Genomic DNA, 26,222 nt, shown 5'->3' with positions numbered 1-26,222 from the left:
GGTGAATCCGGTTCGCCAGTATAGGGCGCTTCACGGCAGCCCGCGTTGCGCCGGACACGGCCTCAGGCGCACGCGGATTACTACGGGCGTTACTGCCCAACGCGGCGGATCAGGACACGGTGATCCGTGTCGAACGAGACGCTTGCGCGGTTCGTGTAGCGCTGGTCCACCACGAAGTGGATCTCGACCACCGGATCGAATTGTGTCGTCACGCCGATCCGGTGCACGCCCGGAGGCAGGTGCAGCACGACGTGCTCGCCGTTCATCAGATCGGTGACCTGCTTGCCGTCGACGTAGAGCGGTGCGTCGCGGAACTTGACGATCACGTTCCCCGTTCGTTCACGCCGCACGTCCACCGCGACGAGCCCTTCGCCCGGTTGCAGATAACCGGGCAGCAAGATGCGTTCGGCAGGCACGGGCTTGAACGGCACCGGCGTCGCCGGTGTTTCGCCGCAGCCGGCAAGCGCCAGTACGCCGAGCATGGTGAGCGCCAGCACGCGTAACACGGCGCCATAACTGCGGCGCGCAATAGCAGCAGGTTCGAGCAAGGCACGGAACACGCACAAAGCCATGGACGCTACCCCTGTCTGTATCGGTCTGCCTGTTCGTTTTGCCGGGTCGCCGTCCCCACCGTGCGGTCATCATACGCGCGCACGGCGCGGCGCCTCGGCGCACGTGCCGGCCTCGGTACCTGCTTGCGCGGCACACGCATACCGGCCATCATCGGCGATACAGGATTCGCACGGCACGCGGCGGTGCTGTGCCGCGTCACAAGGCAAGGAGAAAAAACGATGGGGTACTTTTCACGGATACCGGGCATCGGGGTTGCGCCCGGCTTCGGCGCCATCAACGCGATGTGGCTCGAAGCGAGCGGCCGCGGCAAGGGCACACCGCTGCGCAACGCAGGGACGCTCCGTTCGTGACTCGACTCGTATTTTTGTGCGGCCACGCGGGCACCGGCAAGACAACGCTCGCGAAGCGCCTGATAGGTCCGCTCAGCCGCGCCACGGGCGAGGCGTTCTGCCTGCTCGACAAGGACACGCTCTACGGCCGCTACAGCGCCGCCGCCATGGCTGCGCTCACGCACGACCCGAACGACCGCGACAGCCCCCTCTACCTCAAACATTTGCGGGACCCCGAATACCAGGGGCTCCTCGACACTGCCCGCGAAAACATCGAACTCGGCGTCAGCGCGATCGTCGTTGGGCCGCTTTCGCGCGAAATTCGCGACCGTCGGCTCTTCGACCGTGCATGGCTCGGTGTCGCGCCATCGGTGGAGATCGCGGTGGTCTGGGTGCAGACATCGGAAGACACGGCGCACAGTCGCATCGTCGCGCGCGGTAATCCGAACGACGCCTACAAGCTCGCCCACTGGGACGAGTACCGGCAGCGCCGATTCGTGCCGTCGGGCGTGCAGTGCGACGGGCTCATTGTTTTCGACAACACGGCGCCAGGTGCAGCCGATTACGACGCGCTGCTTCAGTGCATTGTGCGGACGGGGCAAGAACCGCCGGCGGGCTGAGGAGCGCCTGCCGACGATCGCTCGAGTATCAGGCGACGAGCGCCGGCGCCATGACATCGAGCGTGGAGCCTTCGTAGACCTGACCAAACCGGTTTGAGAGGAACGCGTCCAGCGACACCTGTTCCTGGCGTACGAAGCCCTTTTGCGGTAGCGCCCTCTCCCGGAACAGATCGAGCACGGCGCACATCGCGCCTGCGGTGGTGATCTGGATTGCGCTCATCGGCATGCCGCATACCGTCTTCGCGAAGATCTTGCGCGTGAACACCTCCTGTACGAGCTGGCCGTCGCGCATGCCCGTGACCGTCATGAAGATCAGCACGACATCCTGCCCGGTTGCGGGCACCGCGCGACGCAGGATCGACTTGAGTGTCTCACGGTCGGTGGCAAGACGCAGGTCTTCCAGCAGGAACTGTATCAGCGCGCGATGGCCCGGATAGCGCACCGACTTGTAGTCGAGCGATTCGACGCGACCTGCCAGCGTCTCGCACAACGTGCCGAGCCCGCCCGAGGTATTGAACGCTTCGTACTCCAAACCATCCAGCGAGAAGTGTTCGAGGCCCTCCAGCGGCTGCAGCGATTGAATGCGGCTGTCACGAATCGCCTCGCACGGCTGGCAATACTCGTTGATGAGTCCGTCCACGCTCCAGGTCAGGTTGTACTTGAACGCGTTGGTGGGAAACTGCGGCAAAGCGCCGACGCGCATCTTCACGTCGCGTATCTCGGTGAAACGGCTCGCAAGCGCATGCGCTGCGATACCGATAAAGCCCGGCGCGAGTCCGCATTGCGGCATGAAGACGTGATCGGCGCCATCGGCGAGTGTGCGGATTGCGTGGGTCGCACGCACGTCCTCGGTGAGATCGAAATAGTGGACGCCCGCGGACTTCGCCGCCGCCGCGACGCTCACCGCAAGGTAATACGGCAGCGCATTCACGAGCACATCGTAGCCGGCCAGCGCGCGGCGCATGGCGGCGGCATCGGCGGAGTCGACACGCTCGACGGGAATGCCCTGGGCCGCGAGCTTGTCGAGCGCGCTCCCGTCGCGGTCGAGGGCGGTCACCTCGTAGTCCCCGGTCTCGCGCAACATGTGAGCAATGGTATGGCCGATCAGGCCGGCACCGGCAATCGCGACTTTCATCTTGCATCTCCTTTGTTTTATGTTCCGGGGCGGGCCGTTCCCGCTACGGACAGTCTAGGGAGGTGCAAAAACGGTTCATAGGCGCAAAGTGATGCGTTTCGACCGCATTTTTCGACATTTCGACGAAACATTTCGACGATTCGTCGAGATGGCCGCATGCACGGCTTCAGCCCGTGATCGTCCCGCGGTCGATTTTGCGCGCGAGCACGATCGAGGTCGTGGTGCGCTCGACACCCGGCATGGTGCCGATCTGGTCGAGCAGGTCATTGAGGCGATCCGGCGTTTCGGCGCGCAGCCACGCGACATAGTCGTATTCGCCGCTGACCGCGCACAGCAACTGCACCTCGGGCATCTTGCCGAGGCGTTTGAGCAGATCCGCGCCATGCTTCGGCGCGATGATCAGGCCCACCCACGCCTGAAGGCTCGCGTCGAGCACGTCCTGTCCGAGCCGCGCGCCATAGCCCGCGATCACTTGCGAGCGCTCCAGTCGCGCGATGCGCGCGAGCACGGTGGTGCGTGCAACGCCGAGCCGGCGCGCGAGGTTCGCGACGCTCTCTCGCGCGTTCTCCTGCAGCAGCGCGACGAGGCTGCGGTCGAGGTCGTCGAGTTGGTCGAGGCGCGGCGGTCTCATTGATGGGGCGTCTGACAGGTCAAGTTGAGTTGGCGCCATTATCGCGCGCAGTGCGGCGCAGGCGGCATCGGGAAAACGCGGCGGGCGTGCCTTCAGCGTCCGGCGACGTTTGCGCGAGCGCAAATCCGGCGGTTTCGACCGGTTTCACTTGTAAGGAGTTGTCGCATTCAAATCGCGATGGGCCGTTATCGTGGTACTAATATTCGCTTCAACCGATGCGGCATTACGCCCAACTCGCTACGAAACGAACTAAGGAGTAGCAATGAAGAAAGCTATCGTCGTCCTTGCGACCGCACTGTCGATGAGCGGCGCCTTCGCGCAGAACGCTGCGACGCCGGCTGCGCCGTCGTCGGCAGCCATCGAGGCGGGCGTCGCCGAGCATCAGCAGCGCGTTGAGGAACGCATCGCCTTCCTGCACTCGACGCTGAAGATCACGCCCGAACAGGAGGCGCTCTGGAAGCCTTTCGCGGACCAGATGCGCACCAACGGCCGGACCATGGGCGAAATGTTCAAGCAGCGCGCGGAAGGCCTGGGCACGCGTAACGCGCTCGACGACATGAAGGAATACGCGCAGATCACCCAGGCTCACGCCGATGAGATGCAAAAGCTCGTGACGGCATTCGAGCCGCTGTACAACAGCTTCTCCGCCGATCAGAAGGCGATTGCGGACAAGACCTTCCGCCATGGCGCGCCTGAACGCGGCGGCAAGGGTGGTAAGGGTGGCAATCGGCAGAGGAACAGGTCCGGCTCGCAGTCGAAGCCGGCCGGCGCAGCGCCTGCGGCGAGCGACCCGGCAGCGCAGTAATCCACGCCATCACCCTCGGGCAGGACTCGACTGCCCCACTGCCGTTACCCGCGCAGTCACGCGGAAAAAGCCCGCGGCGGTGACGCACGAAACGACGTGCGCGGCGGGCTGATTCGAGGTACCCTTGCGGGCCGCGCGACTGCCGGGCTCGATTGCCCGGCCGCCGCCTCATCCGGAACACGCTTTTTCGATGCAGGTCCGCTTGCCCCATCATGATTGAACTCACCCAACTCGACCTGCGCACCGACGCCGCCGCCCAACGCGTCGTCAAGGACGAAACCGTCGCTGTCACGTTCGCTGCCGTTCCCGGCGAGCTGATGAGCCTCGAAGGCCCGAACCGTTATGCACAAGGCGACGCGATCATCACCGGCTCGACGGGCGAGCGCTGGGTCGTCTCGCGCGAGCGTTTCGATGCGAAGTACCTGCCCGCCGATGCGGCACGCCAGCATGGCGAATCCGGTGCGTATCGCAACCGGCCAGCAGTCGTGCTCGCGAAGCACATGACCGAACCGTTCACCATCACCCGGTCCGCAGGCGGCGACCGCCTCACCGGTGCGGCAGGCGACTGGGTCATGCAGTACGCGCCCGGCGACTACGGTGTGGTCAAAGCCGAGCGTTTCGCCAAGGTCTATCGTCTCGCCGACTGACCGCCCCCACCCTCACCGCTTCACGCAAACTCCTCGTCCAGTTCCAGCGTCACCTCGCGCGGCACGCTCTCGCCTTTCGCGTGCTGCTCTTCGAGCGAACCAATCAACGCCTCCACGTAGGCGCGCAGCACGGCGAAGCTGCGGCCGCGCAACCGCGCAGGCAGCGCTCGATAGCGGGCAAGCGCGGCAGGTGCGATCGCGATCGTCAACGTCATGCGTCGCGCGGCTGTTCCGAAGCGCATCGCCACCCATTGCACGGTCAGGAGCGGCGCGCCGTTTTCGGCGGGCAGTTCGGCAAAACGCGTCTGCTCAGGAAAGAGGTCCGCAATTACGCGGGCCAGTTCCTCGAAGTCGGGACTCGTGCATTCAAACAGATAGGTTTCCATCAGGGCCAACGAAAAGGTAACAATACGCGCCGGATCTAGACCGGCTCACGCTGCAAGTACGGCACGCCCCTGCACCCGGCACACGCGAAACAGAACGAACGCGACCACGATCGCCGCCAGGACATACGCGCCGTCCACCACCAGGAGCGGCAGCATGCGCGCCTGATACATCGCGGCAGGCACGTCGGTCAGCGCATGAAGGACGATCACGAGCGGCAGGATGCCCTTCTTTCCCGCACGCACGCCGCGCCACATCAGCACTGAAAAACCGATCTGGAACACGAACGCCGCCGCGCGCTCGGCGGCGAATACAAGCGCCATCATCGGCGACAGGTTCGCGAGGATCAGATGTACGCGCAGCACGGCGTCCATCGAAAGATTGGCGAGATGTTCGTCGAGTTCACCGCGATTGGCGAGCACGGCGAACACGATCCACGGCACTTGCACGAAAACGCCGACGAGCCAGGCCTCGGCCCCGCCGTGCCCGATGCCATAGCCGATGCCCGTTTTATCTGAGTCGAGTCGCGCGGATGCCTCGCCGCCCGCGCGTCGAACGAGCAGGCGCATGGCGATGTAACGGCCCACCTCTTCGCACACGCCGGCTGCCAGCGCCCCATACGCGACGAATGCAAGCGGGTGTTCGAACCAGCCGGCGGTCACAGGATTGCCGTGAAGCACGAAGGCGTTGAGTGCTCGCTCGATCACGGTCGCGAACAACGCAAACACGGCGATACCAGCAACCGTGTCGCGCCAGCCGAGCGCGAATGGACGACGCAGCCGCCGATACAGCAACACGGGCAAAGCAGCGACGAAGAGCGTCGCGAACGAGAGGCTGAGCAGCGTGATCGGGGCAACGGTCATGAGGATCCTTGTGACGAGCGGCACGCGAGAGCGCGCGCCGCAGCCCGAATCATCGCAGATATCCGGGCCGACGCGCAGCCCCGGCCGACGCTTCCTGAGAAGATGCCCCCTGCAAACCGCGCGCCACGAGTTCGCATTCCGACGCTGTCCTGCGTGATCAAACCGCTGCCCTTTAGATGCGCGCGCGCCGATCCCGCTAAAGCGCGGGTAGCGCGCTATTCGGATAGCACGAAACGCTGGCCTTGCCGATACCGGGCTTCGCGGACCACATCGCTGATGGTCGCGCAGCGCGCCGGCATAACCAGCCCAACACTCATCGTGCGAGCACCTCGCGGTTCACGATGTTGCGATCGAGCGTGCCCGCAAGCGCGGCAACGAGATTTTCGGCGGCACAGCGCGCCATGGCGTGACGCGTTTCGTGCGTGGCCGACCCGATGTGCGGCAGCGCCACAACGTTGGGCATGGCGAGAAGCGGCGACGTGGGTTCGATCGGCTCGCGGTCGAACACATCGAGCCCGGCGCCGCGGATCGTGCCTGCTTCAAGCGCCGCGATGAGCGCCGATTCGTCGACGGTCGCGCCGCGCGACGCGTTGATCAGAATCGCGTTGCGCTTCATCGCGCGCAGCTCGTCCGCGCCGATCAGATGATGGGTCTCGGGCGTGAGGGGCACCTGCAGGCACACGAAATCCGACGTGGCGAGCAGTTCGTCGAGTGCGACGCGGCGTGCGCCATAGTCGCGTTCCGCAACCGCGTTTGCACTGCGGTTCGTGTACTGCACCTTCATATTGAAGCCGAGCGCCGCACGCCGCGCCACAGCACCTCCAATGCGTCCGAGGCCGATGATGCCGAGCGTCTTGCCCTGCACATCAACTCCGTATTGCGCCGGACCGACACTTGCCGTCCACTTGCCGGCCTTGACCCAATCGGCCAGTTCGACGACGCGGCGCGCACTCGCGAGAATGAGCGCGAACACGGTATCCGCGGTCGATTCGGTCAGCACGTCGGGCGTGTGCGCCAGCACGATACCGCGTTTCGTGAGATCGGCGACGTCGAACTGGTCGTAGCCGACCGAGACCGTCGAGAGTGCCCTCACCCGCGAGCCGTCGAGCATCGCGGGCGTGATCGTCACGCTTGCGCCGATCGCGCCGTCGGCATCGCGCAGCGCGGCAGCCAGCGCGCCTGGCGTCTGCGGATCGACAACGACGAGTTCCGCGTGTTCACGTAGCCACGCGGCTACGTCGTCGGGCAAGGTCTTGTAAATAACGATGTTCTGAGTCATGTCCATTCATTCCTGGGCTGCGGCGCGACGTGGCGCTACGGTGTTACCGCGAGCGCGTGTCCGACCGTATCGACGGGCGCCGCGCTCATGAACGCATAGGATGCCCCGTTCGAAGCTGTGCCGCTATGTCGCCTCGCTCGGGGCCGCGCTTTCGCCGGCAGCCTGGGCGAGACACAGGTCGAGAAATCGCTGTGCGACCCGCGAGGCCGCGCCCCCGTGCGGGACGAGAATCGAGAATCGCCGCACGAGCGGATCCGGCCCAATCCCGATCTTGCATAGCGCGCCGTCCTCGTGGCGCATCGACATGGCCGATACGAAGCCGATGCCCATGCCCGCGCGCACCGCCTCTTTCACGCCCTCCACACCGGCAATTTCCAGGGCGATACGCATCGGCACGTCCGCGCTCGTGAACGCACGCTCGACGATCTGACGCACACCCGAACCGGCCTCGCGCAGCACGAGCGGGTAGTCGCCGATCGCAGCGAGCGGGACACCCGTGTCCGGCGTCAGCGCGCGCGCCGCAAGCGGATGGGCACGCGGCACGATGGCAACGATCTCATCGTCGTGCCACTCGTGGACGACGGTATCGGCAGGCAGCGGCGTGCCGGCTGCGCCTTCGATCAGCGCGATATCGAGCGCGCCGAGCATCCCGACCACGTCGGAGGTGTTGCCGCTCGTCGTTTCGAGCTTCACGCCTGGAAAACGCCGGTGGAACGCCGCCACGAGATACGGCAGCAGATAGCTCGCGGGCGTCGTGCTCGCGCCGATACGCAACGTCCCATGCTCCAGCCCGCGCAACGCGTCGCGGAAGGCGAAGGCGTCACGCCAGCTATCGCGCACCCGCGCCGCGTAGGCGGCCAGTTGCTCGCCGGTGGGCGTGAGGCGCACGCCGCGGCCGTCGCGCAGATAGAGCGGCTCGCCGAACTCCTCCTGCAAGAGCCGCAACTGGCCCGACACCGCGGGCTGCGAGAGATGGAGCGCCTGCGCGGCCCGGCTGATGTTGCGGTGCTCGGCAACGGCGGCAAAGGTTATCAGCTGTTCCGGGGTCATGATCTAGAACTATCGGATTGACTTATATATTACGTCACAAATCACGATTTTTCATATCGATATATCCAAACTAGGATAAGCGCATCGATTCACTACCTGATTCCGGGTTCACCATGTCCGCCTCGCCGTCAACGACCGTCGCGCTTCAAACCTCCGCCACCCGCGGCAAGATCAACGGCGTCCTGTTCGTCGCGCTGTTCGCCGCCGCCGTCACCCGAATCGCCGCGCTGCCCGCCATTGCCGGGCTGGGAATGAGTCCGCTCATCATCGGTATCGCTGCCGGGGCAGTCTACGGCAATGCCCTGCGCGATGGGATGCCCGAAAGCTGGGCTGCCGGTGTCAACTTCTCCGCGCGCAAGCTGTTGCGCATCGCCGTCGCGTTCTTCGGCTTGCGCGTGAGCCTTCAGGAGATCGCCCAGGTCGGCGTGCCGGGGCTCGTCGAATCGGTCACTATCGTCGTGAGCACGCTTCTGATCGGCACCTGGGCAGGCATGAAGGTCATGAAGCTCGACCGCGACACCGCCATCCTCACAGCCGCCGGCAGCGCGATCTGCGGCGCGGCCGCCGTGCTCGCCTTCGAATCGACGCTCCAGTCGAAGCCCCACAAGAGCGCGATGGCCGTCGGCAGCGTCGTGCTCTTCGGCACGCTCTCGATGTTCCTCTACCCCGTGCTCTTTCACGCGGGCTGGCTCCATCTCGACACCCTCGGCGCTGGTCTCTTCTTCGGCGGCACGATCCACGAAGTGGCGCAGGTCGTCGGCGCGGCGTCCAATGTGAGCCCCGAAGCCACGCACATTGCCACCATCGTCAAGATGACGCGCGTGATGCTGCTCGTGCCGGTGTTGCTCGTGCTCGGCGTGTGGCTCAATCGTCAGGCACGCGGCAACGGCGCCGACCACGCGGCGCACGGTGCACGCAAGATCGCGGTGCCGTGGTTCGCGCTGGGCTTCCTCGCCCTCGTGGTCGTGAACTCGCTGCATGTGCTGCCGGCCCCTGCCACGCAGTCGATCAACGCACTCGACACCTTCGCGCTCACCATGGCGATGACCGCTCTCGGTATCGAAACGCGCGTTTCGCAGATCCGCGAAGCTGGTCCGCGTGCACTGACCACGGGCCTTATCCTCTACGTGTGGCTGGTCGGTGGTGGTCTTGCGATTACCTGGGCCGTCGAGCGCCTGTTCGGCTGACCGTGATTACGACAGGCGCGTGAGCGCCGCAGTGCCGGCCACGCAGGCCGATTGCCCCGCCGCGCGCGGGGTTTTTTTCGTTTTGGCTAGTGCCGAGGCGTGGCGACGGATGCATCGCCGGGACGCGGCACGCACCGCCCACGTGTGCCCGTTGCGCGCGATACTGTGCCGGGCCGCCTGCGTCGCGGGTGGGAGTCACGACAGCTTTGCATGGGACCAGGTGGGATTGGAGTAAGGGCCGAAGCCCAACGCCAATCGACAAGCGCTAAAGCGCTAACGCTGGTCGACAGGAGCAACCGATGGCATACGAACTCTATTACTGGGACGGCCTGCAGGGCCGCGGCGAATTCGTGCGGCTTGCTCTGGAGGAGGCGCAGGCGGCGTATGTCGACGTGGCGCGCGGCGAAAAATCGGACGGTCTCGGGATTGGCGCAATGATGGCGAAACTCGACAGCCGTTCAGAGGCGTGCCCACCCTTTGCGCCGCCGTTTCTCAAGGATGGCGACCTGCTGATCCCGCAGACCGCAAATATCCTCTTTTATCTCGGTCCGAAGCTCTCACTCGCGCCGCGCGACGAAGGTCTGCGCTACGTAGCGAACGGCCTGCAACTGACAATCGCCGATCTCGTGACCGAAGTCCACGACACACACCATCCGATCGCGAGCGGCCTCTATTACGAGGACCAGAAGGTCGAGGCGAAGGCACGCTCTGCCGATTTCCTTTCGCATCGCATGCCGAAATTCCTCGGTTACTTCGAGCGCGCACTCGTGCAGAACCCTTCTGGACCACAGCACATGGCCGGCGACACGCTCACCTACGTCGACCTGTCGATCTTCCAGATCGTCGAGGGTTTGCGCTACGCCTTCCCCAAGGCAACGAAGCATCTCGCCGATCACTATCCGCACATCGTCGCGCTGCACGACGCCGTGGCCGCACGCCCGAACATCGCCGCGTATCTCGCGTCGCCGCGCCGGCTGCCGTTCAACGAGACCGGCATCTTCCGGCACTACCCGGAACTCGACCGGGCCGCGCGCTAGCGGCCCCCGCCACCCACCCGGGCGCTGCGCCTCGCAACACCCGTGCCACGCCGGGCGCAATGCTATGCTTGCGCTCGGCGCCGCTTACCCACACTCCAATCCTGTCCATCGTGCTGTCATTCCTGCTGAAACTGCGCACCCGTGCCCGCGAGTTATTCCGGCTCTCGGACGCGCACACGATGCTCATCTGGTCGGTCATCGTCGGTCTCGCCGGCGCCTTCGCGACGGTGATATTTCGCCGAGCCATCGACCTCCTCGAACACCTTTACGCGGGCACGTCGGGCAGCCTCGTCGAAATCGCGGAACATCTCCCGTGGTACATGCGTATCGTGGTGCCCACAGCTGGCGGCGTGATCGCGGGCGGCCTGCTGATCTTCGCGAAGCGCAAGACAGCCGCCGATAGCGCGCGCACCATTCACGCCGATTACGTCGAAGCCGTCGCAATCGGCGACGGTGTCATGCCGGTCGGCACGAGTATCTGGCGCAGCGCATCGTCGCTCTTCACGATCGCGAGCGGCGGCTCGATCGGCCGCGAAGGTCCGATGGTGCAACTCGCCGCGCTCGCGGCATCGCTTCTGGGCCGCTGGATCCACTTCGACCCGCAACGTCTGCGCCTGCTCGTCGCGTGCGGCGCGGCGGCCGGTATTACGTCGGCGTATAACGCGCCCATCGCCGGGGCTTTCTTCGTCACCGAGATCGTGATCGGCTCGATCGCGATGGAAAGCTTCGGGCCGCTCGTGGTGTCCTCCGTCGTCGCGAACATCACGATGCGCGAGTTCGCGGGATACAAACCGCCGTACCAGATGCCCGAGTTCCCGACGATCACGGGCATCGAAGTCCTCCTTTTCGTCGTGCTCGGCCTCCTGTGCGGAGCGCTCGCGCCGCAGTTCCTGAGCCTGCTCGATGCCACGAAATCGCGCGTCGCGCGTCTGCCGATACCGCTGCCCGTGAAACTCGGACTGGGTGGACTCGTGGTCGGCATTCTCTCGGTGTGGACACCAGAGGTCTGGGGCAACGGCTACAGCGTCGTCAATTCGATCCTCCATTCGCCGTGGACATGGACCGCGCTCGCCACCGTGCTCGTGTTCAAGCTCATTGCGACGGCGGCGACGGTCGGCTCGGGTGCAGCCGGCGGCATCTTCACGCCAACCCTCTTCATGGGCGCCGTGGCCGGCTGCCTTTTCGGCCAGGCGGTGCATGCACTATTGCCGGACGGCACGTCGGCGCCCTATGCATACGCGATAGTCGGCATGGGCGCGTTCCTCGCGGGCGCCACCCAGGCGCCGCTGATGGCGATTCTCATGATCTTCGAGATGACGCTCAGCTATCAGGTCGTGCTGCCGCTCATGCTCTCGTGCGTCGTCGCGTATTTCGTGGCGCGTGCGACAGGCAAGGCGTCGATGTACGAGATCACGCTCCACCGCAACCGCGAAGAAGAAGAGCGCATGCGCCTGCGCTCGACGCAGATGCGCGCGCTGATCCGCCCGGCCGACACCGTCGTGCATGCCGACGCCACCGTGCCCGAAATGACACGCGTATTCCTCGAATATCCGGTGAAGTATCTCTACGTCACCGATGCTTCGGGCCACTTCCTCGGCGCAGTCGCGCTCGCCGACATCACCTCGGACCTGCTGCAAAAGCGCGACACGTCGCAAAAGCGCGCTGCCGACTACGTGCAGATGCCTTTCGAGGCGCTCACACCGGACATGTCGCTCGCGACGGGCCTCCAGCATTTCATGGCATTCCGCGGCGAACGACTGCCTGTCATCGAGAGCACGGTGCAGCCGACGCTCGCTGGTGTCGTCTACAAGACATCTCTCCTCGACGCTTATCAGCGACTGAATCCCGATCGGTAAATTCGCCTTGCATGGTGCGTGACGCGCCTGTGACCGCGCACCCCCATCGCCCCGAAAGCCGCATGCCTCGTGCGTCTTCGCCCGCTCGCGGCGCAACGCACCACGTGTCAAAGCGCAGCGGATTTTCTACAATGGAAACCAGCCGCGCGTCCGGTCCCCGCGTATTGGCGGGACTCACGAACCGGGCAGGCGCCGTCAGGCAGAAGCGGTGCAAAGGGTCCAATCCGCGGAGCGAAGATGAGCGAACCGTCCCTCGATGCCGTGCGCCGCGATCATGCGGGATGGATCTTCGTGCACCTCGAAGGCGAACCGTACGACCGCGGCGAGCAGCACGGCCAGTTGCTCGGCAATGAGATCCGCAATGCGATCCGCACGGCACGCTATCTCGCGAAATGGGACACGGGCGAGGACTTCGACACCTTCGTCAACGCCGCCGTCGCGCAATTCGCGCCGCGGCTCGACAACGAATTCGCCGACGAGATCCAGGGCATCGCCGATGGTGCGAAGCTGTCGTTCGCCGAGGTGCTCGCCTGGAACGGCTATATGGATCTGCTGCAGGGCTGGTGGCCGACGCATACCGCCGCGCGAGACCCGCAACACGGGGCAGCGAGGCCGTGGCGCGGCCGGCGCGGCCACCACTGCAGCGCCTTCATTGCGACCGGCAGCGCAACGCGCGACGGCCGCATCGTCATGGCGCACAACTCGTGGGACCGTTACGCGGCCGGCGACGCCTTCAACGTGGTGTTCGACATCGTCCCCGATTCGGGCCACCGCATTCTCATGCAGGGCCTGCCCGGCTGCATCTCGAGCCTCACCGATTTCTGGATCACGTCCGCGGGCCTGATGATCACGGAGACGACCATCTCGAACTTCATCGGCTATCGCACGAGCGGTGCGCCGGAGTTTTACCGCTCGCGGCACGCTACGCAGTATGCGTCGAGCATTGGGCAATGGTGCGAAATGTTCGCGGTCGCAAACAACGGTGGCTATGCGAACAGCTGGCTGCTCGGCGACGTGAAGACCGGCGAAATCGCACGCTACGAACTGGGACTGCAGCACACGGGCTTCGAAATCACGAAGGACGGTTTTTTCAGCGGTTTCAACGCGGCGACGGATCTCAAGATCCGCAATCAGGAATGTGCGGGTGAAGGCGACGACTACACCGACGTGCGTCACAACGGGGCGCGGCGCCTGCGCTTCATGCAGCTCGCCGAGCGGCACCACGGCAAAATCGACGTCGAACTGGCCAAGGAAATGATCGCCGATCACCACGACGTCTATCTGGACCGCGACGACAACCCGTGCTCGCGCACGATCTGCGGCCACCTCGAGCTCGACGACGCACGCTTTCCCGGCTCCGATCACGGACCGTTCAACCCGTGGGGGGCCAACGACGGCAAAGTCGTGGACAGCGAAATGGCGCGCGATCTGGCGTTCTGGGCGCGCTGGGGGCATCCGTGCGGCCGTCCGTTCGACGCGCAGGCGTTCATGCTGCGCCATCCGCAATGGAACTGGCTGAACGGCTACATGCGCGACCGGCCATCCTGGCCCTGGACCCGCTTCGACGTTCTGCGTCCGGGCACCTAAGCCCCTGAACCCCGCACCGCCGCGTCTGTCACCTGCATTTCGTCAAAAAGCACGCATGTTCGCGACGCGCCGGTCCATTTGCTGCCATGATGGGAGTGTTGCATCCACCGGTACGCCAACGCAGGGCAACCACCCCGCCCGCGTGCTGGAGCGATGCCGCGCGCCAGCCGGACGCGGTCGGCGCTGAAGCCGCGTGGCGCCCGCCCGGGCGCGGCACGGCGTTTGCTGCGGCCTGAGGGCTGCATGGAAAGGAGGTCGAGCGATGAAAGCCTCGACACTGATGACCAGTGTGCTCGTATCGGCATCATGCTTTGCTGCGCCGGTACGCACAGCACAGGAAGTTCCGGTCTACCACGGCAGTGCGCCTCTGCAGTTCCCTGCCGAAGACGTCCCGGTTGCCCCGCCCGCTCCCGACGTGCCGGTCTCCAGGGCGAGCGGCCCTGAACACTGGGAATACGTGACCCTGCCGAAGTCGAAGCGGCTCGACCGCGCGCTCACCCCGGTACTGCACCAGCAGACATGAGCGACACAAAGCGGCGGCACCCGGAACGGATTGTGTATGGTCCCGCTGTGACACGATCCGATTGAGAAGTCGTACAGCGCGCGCGCCGCGCCAAGGAACCCCTGCATGTCCGCATCCCGCATCCCCGACGAACCCATCGACCTGCAATTCGCCGACGTGTTGCGCGAGGTGCGCTGGCCGGCCAACAAAGACAGCCTCATCGACGTCGCGCGCAGTGCGGGCGCGAGCAACGAACTGCTGGCCATACTCGACGGCATGCCGGAGCAGGACTATCACGACGTTGCGTCCGTCACGCAGCTGATTGGCAGCAACTACGGCCCGGGTCTCGGCTCGTAAGGGCCGCTGGGCACCCAGTCAGACGTCGCGGCCGAACACCACGCGCGCGAAAAACCGGCCCAGCACTTCTTCGACGACGGGCGGCGTAATCTGCTGCGGATCGGCCATCGCGAGAAATTGCACGCCGTCACACAGGCCGATCAGGCCGATGACGAGCAGATCGGACGCAAGCGGCATGGGCGTGCCGACGCGCGCAGAAAATTCTTCGATGTAAGCGGCAAGCTGGTCACGTTTTTCTTTCATGAACGCGTTAAAACGCGTGCGAAAGCGAGCGTCGCGCGCGGCCAGCAGCTTGGCTTCTACCCACAGCAGAAACCCCTTGTTGTCCTGCGCCATGCGGCTGTAGTACGCAATCACGCGCGCTTCCATGTCCTCGCGCGTCGTTTCCGTCTGGAAAATCGCGTGCAAATCGGCTTGCATCGCCTCGTGATCGCGCCGCAGTAGTTCGACGAGCAGTTCCGCCTTGCTCGAGAAGTTCGAATAGAACGCGCCTCGTGTGTAGCCTGCGGCAAACGCGATATCTTCGACACTCGCCCCCACGAATCCTTTTTTCATGAAGATGGCGAGCGCCGCATCGAGCAGGCGCTCGCGCGTCTGGTCACGGCTCTGCTCGCGGGTGAGTCGTATACGGTTCATCCCGAAAGTCTATCACTGAAAGGATTCGACAATACGGCTTTGCATTCAGATACAGCTGTGTATTAGAATTCGATGCATCATCTGTAGCCAATGCCCGTTCGCCCCTGCTTTGCGGGTCTGGCGGGTTCCAGCGGCGTCGCGTCCACTCTCATGCGAGGCGCGGGCGTGCGCACAATGCAAGTCGAGGTTCACGTGAATCATTGCAGTCGTGACGCATCGAGCCGGATGCGCAGGCAGTCCAGTGGGTCATCGGGTGGCGTGCAGTTGTTTCCGCGGTTGCGCCGTTTCGCCGGTCTCCTGCCGTTGTGTGGCGTGCTCGCGCTCGCCGCGTGCGAAAGACGGGCGTCCGCGCCGCCCGAACCGCGGCCCGTCGTGTCGATGGCGGTGCATCCGGACGAAAGCGCCGCATCGGCAACCTACCCCGGCGAAATCGATGCGCGCTATTCAACGCCGCTCTCGTTTCGCGTCAACGGCAAGATCATCGAGCGCAGTGTGCGCCTCGGCGATACCGTCAAGCCCGGCCAGGTGCTCGCACGTCTCGATCCGGTCGACTACGACAAGAACGCCGCAAGCGCCGCCGCGCAACTCGACGCCGCGCGCCATCGCTATGTATTCGCGCAACAGCAGCTCGAACGCGACACGGCGCAGGCGCAGGCCAACCTGATCGCCAAAGCGCAGCTCGAGCAGACGCAGGACGCTTACGCGTCCGCGGCCGCACAACGCGACCAGGCCCAGCAACAGCTCGCACTTGCCGAGAACCAGCGCCGCTATACGGAGCTCGTCTCCGATCACGCAGGCACCATCACCGCCGAAAACGCCGATACCGGCCAGAACGTGCAATCGGGTCAGCCCGTCTATCAGCTGGCGTGGTCAGGCAGCATCGACGTGCTCTGCGACCTGCCCGAAAACGCCATACACGGCATCAGCATCGGAGAAACCGCACAGGTGAGCCTGCCCGCGCTTCCGGGCAAGCGTTACAGGGCACAGGTGCGCGAGGTCGCGACCGCCGCCGACCCCACAAGCCGCACCTGGCGCGTGAGATTCACGCTCGAACAGCCGGACGCAGCCGTGCGGCTCGGCATGAGCGCCAATGTCGTACTCGCTGCGAATCACGGCGGTGCGCAAGCGTCCTTTACGATCCCGGCAACGGCCCTCTTCCACGACGGCAACGCGCCCGCGATCTGGGTCGTGAGCAAACCCGACAACGTGCTGCAACTACGCCGCGTCACGGTCGCGCGCTACGACGCGCGCACGATTACCGTCACAGGCGGCCTCGCCGACCACGATCAGATCGTGGTTCAGGGCGTCCACACCGTCACTGCGGGCCAGAAAGTGCGCCCGGTCCCGCCGCTCCACCCTGAAGATTTTGCATCATGAGTACGCCTCGCGAAGAGGGGCGCTTCAACCTGTCTGCGTGGGCGCTGCGGCATCAGGCGCTGGTGGTCTTCGTGATCGTGCTCGCGACGCTTTTCGGCGCCCTCTCCTATACACGTCTTTCGCAGTCCGAAGATCCGCCCTTCACGTTTCGCGTGATGGTGATCCAGACCTTCTGGCCCGGCGCGACGGCGCGCCAGGTCGAGGATCAAGTGACGACCCGGATCGGCCGCAAGCTACAGGAGACGCCGCACATCGACTTCCTGCGCGCGTACTCGCGCCCCGGCGAGTCGCTCGTGTTCTTCACGATGAAGGACTCCGCGCCCGTGAGCGAGGTGAAGGAAACCTGGTACCAGGTGCGCAAAAAAACGGGCGATATCGCGGCGACCCTGCCGCCGGGCGTACAAGGGCCGTTCTTCAACGACGAATTCGGCGACGTCTACACGAACATCTACACACTCGAAGGTGACGGGTTTACGCCCGCACAACTGCATGACTACGCCGACACCCTGCGCGAAGAACTGCTGCGCGTACCCGACGTCGGCAAGGTCGATTACTTCGGCGATCCGAACCAGCGCATCTACATCGAGATCCCGAATACGCAGTTGACCAGACTCGGCATCTCGCCCACCCAGATGGGGCAGATCATCGGCGCACAGAACAGCGTCTCGCCGGCCGGCACGCTGACCACGGCCGACGACCGCGTGTTCGTGCGCCCGAGCGGCCAGTTCACCGATCTGAAGGCACTCGCCGACACGCTGATCCGCGTGAACGGCCGCAGCTTCCGTCTCGGGGACATCGCCACGATCAGACGCGGCTACGACGAACCGCTCGCCACGCAGATGCGCTTCGAAGGAAAATCCGTGCTCGGCATCGGCATCACGATGCAGTCCGGCGGCGACGTCATCCGGCTCGGCAAGGCGCTCGATGTACGCGTCGCACAACTGCGCGCCGGGTTGCCTGCGGGTCTTCGGCTCGTCGAAGTTTCGAGCATGCCGAAAGCGGTGTCGCGTTCGGTCGACGATTTCGTTCAGGCCGTGGCCGAAGCCATCGGCATCGTGCTGCTCGTGAGCCTCGTTTCGCTCGGCGTGCGCACCGGCATGGTCGTCGTCATCTCGATTCCCGTCGTGCTCGCTGTGACGTCGCTCGTCATGTATCTGTTCGATATCGGCTTGCACAAGGTTTCGCTCGGCACGCTCGTGCTCGCGCTCGGCCTGCTCGTGGACGACGCCATCATCGCCGTCGAAATGATGGCCGTGAAGCTCGAGCAGGGCTGGGACCGCACGCGCGCGGCTGCGTTCGCCTACACGAGCACCGCTTTTCCGATGCTCACCGGCACGCTCGTCACGGTCGCCGGCTTCCTGCCGATCGTGCTCGCGAGGTCGAGCACGGGTGAGTACACGCGCTCGATCTTTCAGGTCTCGGCGATCGCGCTTATCGCCTCCTGGTTCGCGGCCGTGGTTCTGATTCCGCTCCTCGGCTACCGGCTCCTGCCCGAGCGCAAGCGCGCGGCGCATGAACCCGGCGGCCACGAACACGACATCTACGATACCCGCTTCTATCGCCGGTTCCGGCGCCTGATCGGCTGGTGTATCGAGCGACGCTGGATCGTGCTCGGCATCACCGTCTTGCTCTTCGTGATCGCGCTCGCGGGCTTCACGCTCGTGCCGCAGCAGTTCTTCCCGAGTTCCGACCGGCCGGAACTGCTCGTCGATGTGCGCCTGCCCGAAGGCGCCTCGTTCGACGCCACGCTGCGCGAGGCGAAGCGGCTCGAAGCCGCGTTGAAGGACCGCCCCGAGATCGACCATTCGATCAATTTCGTCGGCACCGGAGCGCCCCGCTTCTATCTGCCGCTCGACCAGCAACTGCAACAGCCGAATTTCGCGCAATTTGTGATCACGGCAACATCGGTGGAGGATCGCGAAAAGCTCGCAACGTGGCTCACCGGGAAGCTGCGCAACGACTTCCCCGCCGTTCGCACACGTCTCTCGCGTCTGGAAAACGGGCCACCCGTCGGCTATCCGGTGCAGTTCCGCGTGAGCGGCAACGATATCGCCGTCGTGCGCGGCATCGCGGAACGCGTCGCCGCAACCATGCGCGACGACCCGCGCACGGACAACGTCAACTTCGACTGGGACGAACCCGCCGAACGATCGCTGCACTTTGAGATCGACCAGCAGAGGGCGCGTCAGTTGAACGTGTCGTCGCAGGACATCGCGAATTTCCTGCAGATGACGCTCTCGGGCTACACGGTCACGCAGTACCGCGAGCGCGACAAACTCATCAGCGTCGACCTGCGCGCGCCGGCTGCGGAGCGCGTCGATCCCGCGCACCTCTTGAGCATTGCGATGCCGACACCGAACGGCCCTGTGCCGCTCGGCTCGCTCGGCCACCTCGTCAACGACCTCGAATACGGCGTGATCTGGTCGCGCGACCGGCAGCCTACCATCACCGTTCAATCGGACGTGAAGATCGGTGCGCAGGGCATCGACGTGACGAATGCTGTCGGGCGAAGATTGCAGACGGTCCGCGCCACGTTGCCGACGGGTTATCGCATCGAGGTGGGCGGCTCGGTCGAGGAAAGCGCGAAAGGCCAGGCCTCGATCTTCGCGCAGATGCCGATACTCGTGATCGCCGTGCTCACGCTGCTCATGATCCAGTTGCAGAGTTTCGCGCGCGTGATGATGGTAGTGCTGACCGCACCGCTCGGCCTGATCGGCGTGGTGATCGCACTACTGCTATTCCGCGAGCCGTTCGGCTTTGTAGCGATGCTCGGCGTGATCGCGATGTTCGGCATCATCATGCGTAACTCCGTGATTCTCGTCGACCAGATCGAGCACGATATCCGCGACGGGCACAAGCGCATCGACGCCATCGTCGGCGCAACCGTGCGGCGCTTCCGCCCGATCACGCTGACCGCGGCAGCGGCAGTGCTCGCGCTGATTCCGCTGTTGCGCTCGAACTTCTTCGGACCGATGGCGACCGCGCTGATGGGCGGCATCACGACCGCCACCGTGCTCACGCTCTTCTATTTGCCGGCGCTCTACGCCGCGGCATTCCGCGTGCGCAGCAACGAAACCGACGAACCCGGCACCAACGCGGAGAATGCATCATGAAACGGTCCGCGACGATCACGATGAAACGCACGCACGGATCGCCCGTGCCCTTGACGCGCACCTGTGCGGTCGCGCTTGCCACTCTCGTCACGCTCAACGTCGCAGGCTGCGCGTGGGGCCCGGGCGGCAAAGCGCCCGAGATGCCGGAGCCCGCCCACTATGGCGCAGCGCCACAGCCCGCGCAAACCGTCGCCGCGCTGGGCGTCGCGCAGCAGTTCGTTGTAGGCGCGAAGCCGGTGCCGCAATGGTGGACGCTGTACGGTTCCGACTCGCTTGACGCGCTCGTCGACGAAGGCTTGCGCAACAGCCCGAACCTCGCCGCTGCCGAGCACAACCTGCAGGCGGCGCGCGAGCAACTGCGCGGCCAGATCGGCAGCTCGCTGCTGCCGACCGTCGATGCACTCGGTGTCGCGCAGCATCAGCGCGTGCCGGGCGTGCCGCAACTGGGCTTCAACGGGACGGAAGCCGACCTCTTCGCGGGCCTCGTCCAGGTACGCTACACGTTCGATCTCTTCGGTGCGACGCGGTTGAATAACGAGGCGCTGGCGTCGCGTGTCGACCTGCAGACCTACCAGTTCGACTCCGCGCGGCGCTCGCTCGCGGGCAACATCGTGGCGGCAGCGATCGGCGCGGCTGTGCTGCACGCGCAAGTCGACGCGACCGAGCGCCTCGTCACGCTCGCAAACGCGCAGGCCGACGATCTGGCGAAGCGCTACGCACTGGGCGCCGTCTCGCACACGGATATGCTCAGCGCGCAGCAAAGCGCGGCATCGATCGCGACGACTCTGCCCGTCCTGCGCCAGCAACTGAGCGCGACGCGCCACTCGCTCGCCGTGCTGCTCGGCCGCACGCCCGACGCGGCGCCGCCCGACCTCGACCTTTCAAGCCTCACGCTGCCCGCACAAGTGCCTGTCGTGGTGCCGTCGGAGTTGCTGAAGTCCCGACCGGACGTCGAAGCCGCCGCCGCGGCGCTCACGGCCGCAGCAGCCGACGTCGGCGCAGCCACGGCGCAGATGTTCCCGAGTATCACGTTGTCGGCTGCACTCGGACAGGCCGGTTTTTCGTGGCCTGCGGCAACGTCCGGCGTGGGTGCACTGTGGCTCATCGGCGCTTCGCTTACGCAACCGATATTTCATGGCGGCGCGCTGCTCGCGCAGCGGCGCGCGGCGCTGCAGTCGTACGACGCGGCGAACGCGTCGTACAAGCAAACGGTGCTCGCGGCATTCCAGAACGTCGCCGACCAGCTCGCCGCGCTCGAACACGACGCGCAGGCGCTCGATTCGGCCAGCCTTTCCGCGCGCTCGTCCGCGGGTGTCTACGAAGAGACCAACGCGCGCTACCGGTTGGGCGCGGTGCCGTACTACGCGGTGCGGCAGAGCGAGCAGCAATGGCGAAACGCGCAACTCGACGAGATTCGCTATCGCGGCTCGCGGCTCTCCGATACAGCCGCGCTCTTCCAGGCGATGGGCAGCCCACCGGTGGCGGCAAACGCAGCGAATTCGTCGAGCGATGCGTCCAGCAAGGCAGCCACGGCAAGCGAGTAGCCACGAGCGACAGTGCGCGCAGTATGATCGAACTCGCCGCTCCACCGCGTAGGAGCGGCCATCGAAATGGAGACGCCGCCATGCCCTCGCCCGACCTCGAATTCTGGTTCGACCTCGCCAGTAACTACAGCTACCTTAGCGTGATGCGCATCGAGGCGGCCGCGCAGCACGCAGATGTGAACGTACGGTGGCGACCATTCCTGCTCGGCCCCGTCTTCGAAGCGCTTGGCTGGGAAGGGCCGCCGTTTGTCGTGCAGAAGGAAAAAGGCGCTTACGTATGGCAGGACATGGTGCGTCAGTGCCGCAAGTACGGCATTCCGTGGCAGCAGCCGACCGTGTTCCCGCGACGCGCCGTCCTGCCGACGCGCATCGCCGTGCTGGGCGCCGACGAACCGTGGATGGCCGCCTGGTGCCGCGCAATCATGACCCGCAATTACGGCGAGGATCGGGAAGTCGATACGCCCGATGCTGTAATCGAGGTGCTCGAGCAGCTTGGTCTGCCAGCGCAACGTATCGTCGATGACGCGCTCGCCGAACCCAATCGCCAGCGGCTGCGCGACGCGACTCGTGAGGCGCGCGAGCGCGGCATATTTGGCGCACCGACCTTCTTCGTCGACAACGAGATGTTCTGGGGCAACGACCGGCTGGAGGACGCGCTGGAGGCGGCGTGTGCCCGCGCGCCTCGATAGCGGCATCGCCTGCACGGATCTCCCACCCTGCCCATCCGTGAAATGCGGCACACGCTCAGCCAGGCGATCGCGATGGCTGAGCGCCCCTAACCCGCGCCTTCGCCACCTGCGCGAATTTCTGACAGAAATTTCGTAAGCCTATTTTCGAGACAACGCTGTTACACTGCGACCGCCGAATACGTTTCCATCGGCAGACTGATTCGCAGTCCTACTAATTCCTACAAGCAATTTAATCGGAGAGCGCTACCGTCCACCGGCTCCTGTCGGGCATTGGCGGCGGCGTTGCTATAGCACAACCTCACGCATATGCCCCACCTACTCAAACAGAGCCTCGGTCTCGCAATCGCGCTGGCACTGAGTTCCACCGCTCACGCCAGTTACGACTGCAACACCTCGCACGGCGGATTCCGTACCACAACGTCGGATAGCTGGATCGGCACCGACAAGCTGGAGCACTTTGCCGTATCGCTGCCCTTCGGCGCGTTAGGCGGCTGGATCACGCGCGACACCAACCATCCGATCGTCTATGGCACGATGATTGGCACCGTGCCAGGACTGGCGAAAGAAATTTACGATGGCACCTGCCACGGCAATGGGTTCTCTTTCAAGGATCTGTTTGCCGATGCCGTCGGCGCGCTGACTGGCGCATCACTCACGCATTGGGCTGTCACGTACAACCGCGACCGACGTGGAACGATGATTGGTCTGGGCTATCACGACAGCTTCTGAGTGCGTTTAAGTGCCACCCAAACCATTCGTAGTGCAGATTAATTCTCGGCCCGCCGGGATATTCTCCACTCCCGGCGAATAGCGATCGTTTTGGTCCTGAAGTGGAGCCTCAAGCGACGCTATTCACCGTCCTGCTGCAGACAACCCACCAAACAAAAACGGCGCGCCGTTGCCGACGCGCCGTTTTTACAACTGCTAACAGAGTCCCAGACCCCTCAGGGCTTGTTCGTCTCGAACAAATCCATGATCTGCTGCTTTTCCGTCGACGTGACGCCAGGCGGCGTCATCCCGGCCGGGCCCGTACTGCCCACGGCATCGGTCACGCCTCCCGCCGGATTCGCTGCATCGAGGCCGATGCTTGCGACAAAGCCGCTACCCGGCGTCATGTCCGAGAAAAACAGCTCACCACCGATCGTCGCCACACCGTCCGGCATCGGCTGTTGCTGCTGCGGCACGCCGCGCAGCGCGCGCTGCATGTACTCGACCCAGATCGGAAGCGCGAGCTGTGCGCCGAATTCGCGGCTGCCCAGGCTCTTGGGCTGGTCATAGCCCATCCACGCGACCGCCACGAGCGTGCGCTGATAGCCGGCGAACCAGCCGTCCTTCGCATCGTTGGTCGTACCGGTCTTGCCCTGCAGATCGTCGCGATGCAGCACGTTGGTGCCAGCGCCCGTGCCGGCCGTCGCCACCGAGTGCAGCAGGCTGTTCATGACGTACGCATTGCGCGGCGTGATCGTCTGCGGCGCGTTCTGGCCCGCGACGAGCGGCTGTGCGCGCAGGACCGGCTGGCCATTCGCATCGTCGACTTCGGCGATCAGATACGGATTGATGCGATAACCGCCATTCGCGAACACGGAATACGCCCCCGCCGACTGCAGCGGCGTGACGAGCCCCGCACCGAGCGCCATCGGCAGATACGGCGGCGTCTTGTCGGCATCGAAGCCGAAGCGTTGCGTCACATAGTCCTGTGCGTACTTCGTGCCGATGTACGAAAGGATGCGGATCGACACGAGGTTCTTCGACTTCTGGAGCGCGAGGCGCATCGGCATCGGGCCTTGCGGCTCGTCGTCGTCCTTCGGCTCCCACGCGTCGCCGCCCGGCGAACGCGGCGGAAAGTACAGCGGCGCGTCGTTGATGATCGTCGCCGGTCCAAGGCCCTTTTCGAGCGACGCCGAATAGATGAACGGCTTGAAGCTCGAGCCCGGCTGGCGCCAGGCCTGCGTGATGTGATTGAACTTGTTCTTGTTGAAGTCGAAGCCGCCTACAAGCGCGCGGATAGCACCGTCCTGCGGTGTCAGCGACACCAGCGCGCCCTCCACCTGCGGCAACTGCGTGATCTGCCAGTTGCCCTTGTCGTCGGGGAGCACGCGCACGATCGAACCCACGCGGATGCGCTGCGCGTCCGTGGCGCGCGGCGAAAGCGCGTTCGCTGCGAAGCGCAGGCCGTCGCCGCTCACGGTGATCGTCGTGCCGTCGAGCAGTTGGGCCTTGAGCACGCGAGGATTCGCGTCGGTGACGACGGCCGCGACGATCTCTCCGTTGTCCGGGTGATCGGTGAGCGCATCGTCGATGGCCTGATCGCGGTCCCCACCGTCGGCGGGTAATTGCACGAAGCCCTCCGGACCGCGATAGCCGTGGCGGCGCTCGTAATCCATCACGCCCTTGCGAACCGCCCTGTAGGCGGCTTCCTGATCGGCGGAATCGATCGTGGTGGTGACCGTCAGGCCACGCGTGTAGGTCTCGTCCTTGTACTGTGCGTACATCATCTGCCGCACCATTTCGGCGATGTACTCGGCGTGCACGCTGTACTCGTTGCCCGAGTTTTTCGTGACGATCGGCTCCTTGATCGCCTGGTCATACTGCGCCGGGGTGATGTAGCCGAGTTCGAGCATGCGCTTGAGGATGTACTCCTGGCGGATCTTCGCGCGGCGCGGATTGACGATCGGGTTATACGCGGACGGCGCCTTCGGCAGCCCCGCGAGCATCGCAGCCTGCGCAAGCGTGATGTCCTTCAGATCCTTGCCGAAATACACGCGCGCCGCCGCCGAAAAGCCATAGGCGCGCTGCCCCAGATAGATCTGGTTCATGTACAGCTCGAGAATCTGGTCCTTCGTGAGCGCGCGCTCGATCTTGTAGGCGAGCAGCATCTCGTAGATCTTGCGCGTATAGGTCTTCTCGCTCGACAGGAAGAAGTTGCGCGCGACCTGCATCGTGATCGTGCTCGCCCCCTGCGACGCGCCGCCGTGCATCACGTCGGACACGCCCGCACGCAGAATGCCGACGAAATCGACGCCGCCGTGCTCGTAGAAGCGGTAGTCCTCGATCGCGAGGACCGCCTTCTTCTGGACGTCCGGGATGTCCTTGAAACGTACGATTTGCCGGCGCTCCTCGCCGAACTCGCCGATCAACACGTGATCGGCCGTATAGACGCGCAACGGCACCTTCGGGTGATACGCGGTGAGCGCATCGAGAGAAGGCAACTGCGGCTCCATCACGACAAGCCCGTAGCCGAGGATCAACGCGCCGACTGCGAGCAGCGTCACGATCAGGCCAACGAACCAGAGTGCGATCGACCCGCCGAGCGAGCGCCGGCGTCCGGCGCCGTCACGTGAGGTCGTGTGGTGCTCCGGCTGGTGTAGCCCAGTGGATCCGTTGTGGAAGGAAGGCTCCCGATCGTCGTTCGGGTACTGCGGAGAAGGCGGTCGTTTGATAATTGGCATGACTGGAAAGTTTGGCCCGTCCGGCGTGCGCCGCGCTGCGCGTTGTTTCGCACACACAGATCGTGGTCATGGCGTCATGGCGTCGATGCGGCTGGCAGCAGCGCCTGCTGTTGCCTGCTTGTGCCCGCTTGTGCCGGTGCCCGTAACGCGACCGGCAACGCCCCCGTCCGGCCGCGCCGCACACTATGTGGCGCGCCATCGTGCAATGTAACAGCGCATTCTAAATAATTCACGGGGGACAGAACGGGATTTTTTGTAAAAAAATCCTGCGGAACATCATGCTGCGGATGGTGCGTGTGTCATCCCGCCCGCACTTTCGGCGCGAAAGGCGGCTCTTTGCGCCATCGGAGGCGTTCTTCGCAAAAGGTTTTCAGACAAGTCCGGATTGGGCACCAGAAAACGCGCCGCCTGCTCGAATCGCCAGCATATTCTTGCGCCATGCCCCCCGAGGCCCGTACACCTGAGCGTTGCGCATTGCGCGTCAGGCCGTATTATGGTTTCCGTCTGGACAACTGCGGCACGCCCCGCCCGACCGACATGCGACTGTCATCGTTCAAGCACGCTACCCGCGA

Annotated in this window: 24 protein-coding genes; 15 read left to right on the top strand and 9 right to left on the bottom strand. The window is 64.8% G+C overall.

What is annotated here, in order from left to right:
* Positions 1 to 89 precede the first annotated feature (89 nt).
* Complete coding sequence (locus L0U80_RS07175; RefSeq protein WP_233863273.1) at positions 90 to 572, bottom strand: hypothetical protein; 483 nt, start codon at positions 570 to 572, stop codon at positions 90 to 92.
* A 219-nt stretch (positions 573 to 791) separates the two neighbouring features.
* Here L0U80_RS07175 and L0U80_RS07170 point away from each other — a divergent pair, with 219 nt between their 5' ends.
* Complete coding sequence (locus L0U80_RS07170; RefSeq protein WP_233863272.1) at positions 792 to 923, top strand: cytochrome bd-I oxidase subunit CydX; 132 nt, start codon at positions 792 to 794, stop codon at positions 921 to 923.
* Complete coding sequence (locus L0U80_RS07165; protein ID WP_233863271.1) at positions 920 to 1,522, top strand: P-loop nucleotide/nucleoside kinase family protein; 603 nt, start codon at positions 920 to 922, stop codon at positions 1,520 to 1,522. The genes L0U80_RS07170 and L0U80_RS07165 overlap by 4 nt, the downstream gene beginning before the upstream one ends.
* A gap of 28 nt (positions 1,523 to 1,550) precedes the next feature.
* Here L0U80_RS07165 and L0U80_RS07160 read toward each other — a convergent pair whose 3' ends face one another.
* Both L0U80_RS07160 and L0U80_RS07155 read right to left on the bottom strand, forming a co-directional pair.
* Positions 1,551 to 2,657 carry a saccharopine dehydrogenase family protein gene (locus L0U80_RS07160; protein WP_233863270.1) on the bottom strand — a complete coding sequence of 369 codons (1,107 nt, stop codon included), beginning with the start codon at positions 2,655 to 2,657 and terminating at the stop codon, positions 1,551 to 1,553.
* 166 nt (positions 2,658 to 2,823) lie between these two features.
* Positions 2,824 to 3,288 carry an Lrp/AsnC family transcriptional regulator gene (locus tag L0U80_RS07155; RefSeq protein ID WP_233863269.1) on the bottom strand — a complete coding sequence of 155 codons (465 nt, stop codon included), beginning with the start codon at positions 3,286 to 3,288 and terminating at the stop codon, positions 2,824 to 2,826.
* 262 nt (positions 3,289 to 3,550) lie between these two features.
* Here L0U80_RS07155 and L0U80_RS07150 point away from each other — a divergent pair, with 262 nt between their 5' ends.
* Both L0U80_RS07150 and L0U80_RS07145 read left to right on the top strand, forming a co-directional pair.
* Entirely contained in the window at positions 3,551 to 4,093 is a 543-nt protein-coding gene (locus L0U80_RS07150; RefSeq protein ID WP_233863268.1) for a Spy/CpxP family protein refolding chaperone, read from the top strand.
* A 212-nt stretch (positions 4,094 to 4,305) separates the two neighbouring features.
* Entirely contained in the window at positions 4,306 to 4,740 is a 435-nt protein-coding gene (locus L0U80_RS07145) for a PGDYG domain-containing protein (RefSeq protein WP_233863267.1), read from the top strand.
* Positions 4,741 to 4,760: 20 nt separating this feature from the next.
* On the opposite strand, the gene L0U80_RS07140 is transcribed toward L0U80_RS07145, so the two are convergent.
* The 4 genes from L0U80_RS07140 to L0U80_RS07125 all read right to left on the bottom strand — a co-directional run bounded on the left by L0U80_RS07140 (position 4,761) and on the right by L0U80_RS07125 (position 8,316).
* Positions 4,761 to 5,126 (bottom strand): DUF3022 domain-containing protein, encoded by a 366-nt coding sequence (locus tag L0U80_RS07140; protein WP_233863266.1) that lies wholly within the window; start codon positions 5,124 to 5,126, stop codon positions 4,761 to 4,763.
* 45 nt (positions 5,127 to 5,171) lie between these two features.
* On the bottom strand, positions 5,172 to 5,987 hold the full coding sequence (locus L0U80_RS07135) for a YhfC family intramembrane metalloprotease (RefSeq protein WP_233863265.1): 816 nt from the start codon (positions 5,985 to 5,987) through the stop codon (positions 5,172 to 5,174).
* A gap of 313 nt (positions 5,988 to 6,300) precedes the next feature.
* Positions 6,301 to 7,266: an NAD(P)-dependent oxidoreductase gene (locus L0U80_RS07130; protein ID WP_233863264.1), complete on the bottom strand. Its 966-nt coding sequence runs from the start codon at positions 7,264 to 7,266 to the stop codon at positions 6,301 to 6,303.
* A 123-nt stretch (positions 7,267 to 7,389) separates the two neighbouring features.
* The gene (locus tag L0U80_RS07125; RefSeq protein ID WP_233863263.1) at positions 7,390 to 8,316 is read right to left on the bottom strand and encodes a LysR family transcriptional regulator; all 927 of its coding nucleotides are present in this window, start codon (positions 8,314 to 8,316) and stop codon (positions 7,390 to 7,392) included.
* Positions 8,317 to 8,429: 113 nt separating this feature from the next.
* Between L0U80_RS07125 and L0U80_RS07120 the strand changes: the two genes are divergently transcribed.
* The 6 genes from L0U80_RS07120 to L0U80_RS07095 all read left to right on the top strand — a co-directional run bounded on the left by L0U80_RS07120 (position 8,430) and on the right by L0U80_RS07095 (position 14,842).
* Complete coding sequence (locus L0U80_RS07120) at positions 8,430 to 9,503, top strand: YeiH family protein (protein ID WP_233863262.1); 1,074 nt, start codon at positions 8,430 to 8,432, stop codon at positions 9,501 to 9,503.
* 299 nt (positions 9,504 to 9,802) lie between these two features.
* Positions 9,803 to 10,540, top strand: coding sequence for a glutathione S-transferase (locus L0U80_RS07115; protein ID WP_233863261.1), 738 nt, complete (start codon positions 9,803 to 9,805; stop codon positions 10,538 to 10,540).
* Positions 10,541 to 10,650: 110 nt separating this feature from the next.
* Positions 10,651 to 12,396 carry a ClcB-like voltage-gated chloride channel protein gene (locus L0U80_RS07110; protein WP_233863260.1) on the top strand — a complete coding sequence of 582 codons (1,746 nt, stop codon included), beginning with the start codon at positions 10,651 to 10,653 and terminating at the stop codon, positions 12,394 to 12,396.
* Between the two features lie 237 nt (positions 12,397 to 12,633).
* Complete coding sequence (locus L0U80_RS07105) at positions 12,634 to 13,983, top strand: C45 family autoproteolytic acyltransferase/hydrolase (RefSeq protein WP_233863259.1); 1,350 nt, start codon at positions 12,634 to 12,636, stop codon at positions 13,981 to 13,983.
* Between the two features lie 262 nt (positions 13,984 to 14,245).
* Positions 14,246 to 14,506: a hypothetical protein gene (locus tag L0U80_RS07100; protein WP_233863258.1), complete on the top strand. Its 261-nt coding sequence runs from the start codon at positions 14,246 to 14,248 to the stop codon at positions 14,504 to 14,506.
* A gap of 105 nt (positions 14,507 to 14,611) precedes the next feature.
* Positions 14,612 to 14,842 (top strand): DUF2795 domain-containing protein, encoded by a 231-nt coding sequence (locus tag L0U80_RS07095; RefSeq protein WP_233863257.1) that lies wholly within the window; start codon positions 14,612 to 14,614, stop codon positions 14,840 to 14,842.
* An 18-nt stretch (positions 14,843 to 14,860) separates the two neighbouring features.
* Here the strand turns inward: L0U80_RS07095 and L0U80_RS07090 are convergent, their stop codons facing one another.
* Positions 14,861 to 15,478 (bottom strand): TetR/AcrR family transcriptional regulator, encoded by a 618-nt coding sequence (locus L0U80_RS07090; RefSeq protein WP_233863256.1) that lies wholly within the window; start codon positions 15,476 to 15,478, stop codon positions 14,861 to 14,863.
* A 225-nt stretch (positions 15,479 to 15,703) separates the two neighbouring features.
* Between L0U80_RS07090 and L0U80_RS07085 the strand changes: the two genes are divergently transcribed.
* The 5 genes from L0U80_RS07085 to L0U80_RS07065 all read left to right on the top strand — a co-directional run bounded on the left by L0U80_RS07085 (position 15,704) and on the right by L0U80_RS07065 (position 22,930).
* Complete coding sequence (locus tag L0U80_RS07085) at positions 15,704 to 16,855, top strand: efflux RND transporter periplasmic adaptor subunit (RefSeq protein WP_233863255.1); 1,152 nt, start codon at positions 15,704 to 15,706, stop codon at positions 16,853 to 16,855.
* Positions 16,852 to 19,968 (top strand): efflux RND transporter permease subunit, encoded by a 3,117-nt coding sequence (locus tag L0U80_RS07080; RefSeq protein ID WP_233863254.1) that lies wholly within the window; start codon positions 16,852 to 16,854, stop codon positions 19,966 to 19,968. The genes L0U80_RS07085 and L0U80_RS07080 overlap by 4 nt, the downstream gene beginning before the upstream one ends.
* Entirely contained in the window at positions 19,965 to 21,512 is a 1,548-nt protein-coding gene (locus L0U80_RS07075; RefSeq protein WP_233863253.1) for an efflux transporter outer membrane subunit, read from the top strand. The genes L0U80_RS07080 and L0U80_RS07075 overlap by 4 nt, the downstream gene beginning before the upstream one ends.
* Before the next feature lie 80 nt (positions 21,513 to 21,592).
* Positions 21,593 to 22,201 carry a 2-hydroxychromene-2-carboxylate isomerase gene (locus L0U80_RS07070; RefSeq protein ID WP_233863252.1) on the top strand — a complete coding sequence of 203 codons (609 nt, stop codon included), beginning with the start codon at positions 21,593 to 21,595 and terminating at the stop codon, positions 22,199 to 22,201.
* Positions 22,202 to 22,507: 306 nt separating this feature from the next.
* Positions 22,508 to 22,930, top strand: coding sequence for a YfiM family lipoprotein (locus L0U80_RS07065; protein ID WP_233863251.1), 423 nt, complete (start codon positions 22,508 to 22,510; stop codon positions 22,928 to 22,930).
* A gap of 215 nt (positions 22,931 to 23,145) precedes the next feature.
* On the opposite strand, the gene L0U80_RS07060 is transcribed toward L0U80_RS07065, so the two are convergent.
* Positions 23,146 to 25,650, bottom strand: a complete 2,505-nt coding sequence (locus L0U80_RS07060) for a penicillin-binding protein 1A (protein ID WP_233863250.1) — start codon at positions 25,648 to 25,650, stop codon at positions 23,146 to 23,148.
* Between the last annotated feature and the right edge of the window lie 572 nt (positions 25,651 to 26,222).

This window comes from Paraburkholderia adhaesiva, from assembly GCF_021390575.1.
Taxonomy (GTDB): domain Bacteria; phylum Pseudomonadota; class Gammaproteobacteria; order Burkholderiales; family Burkholderiaceae; genus Paraburkholderia; species Paraburkholderia adhaesiva.
The sequence above is the reverse complement of the archived record's forward strand: the minus strand, read 5'-3'. Positions and strand labels throughout refer to the sequence as shown.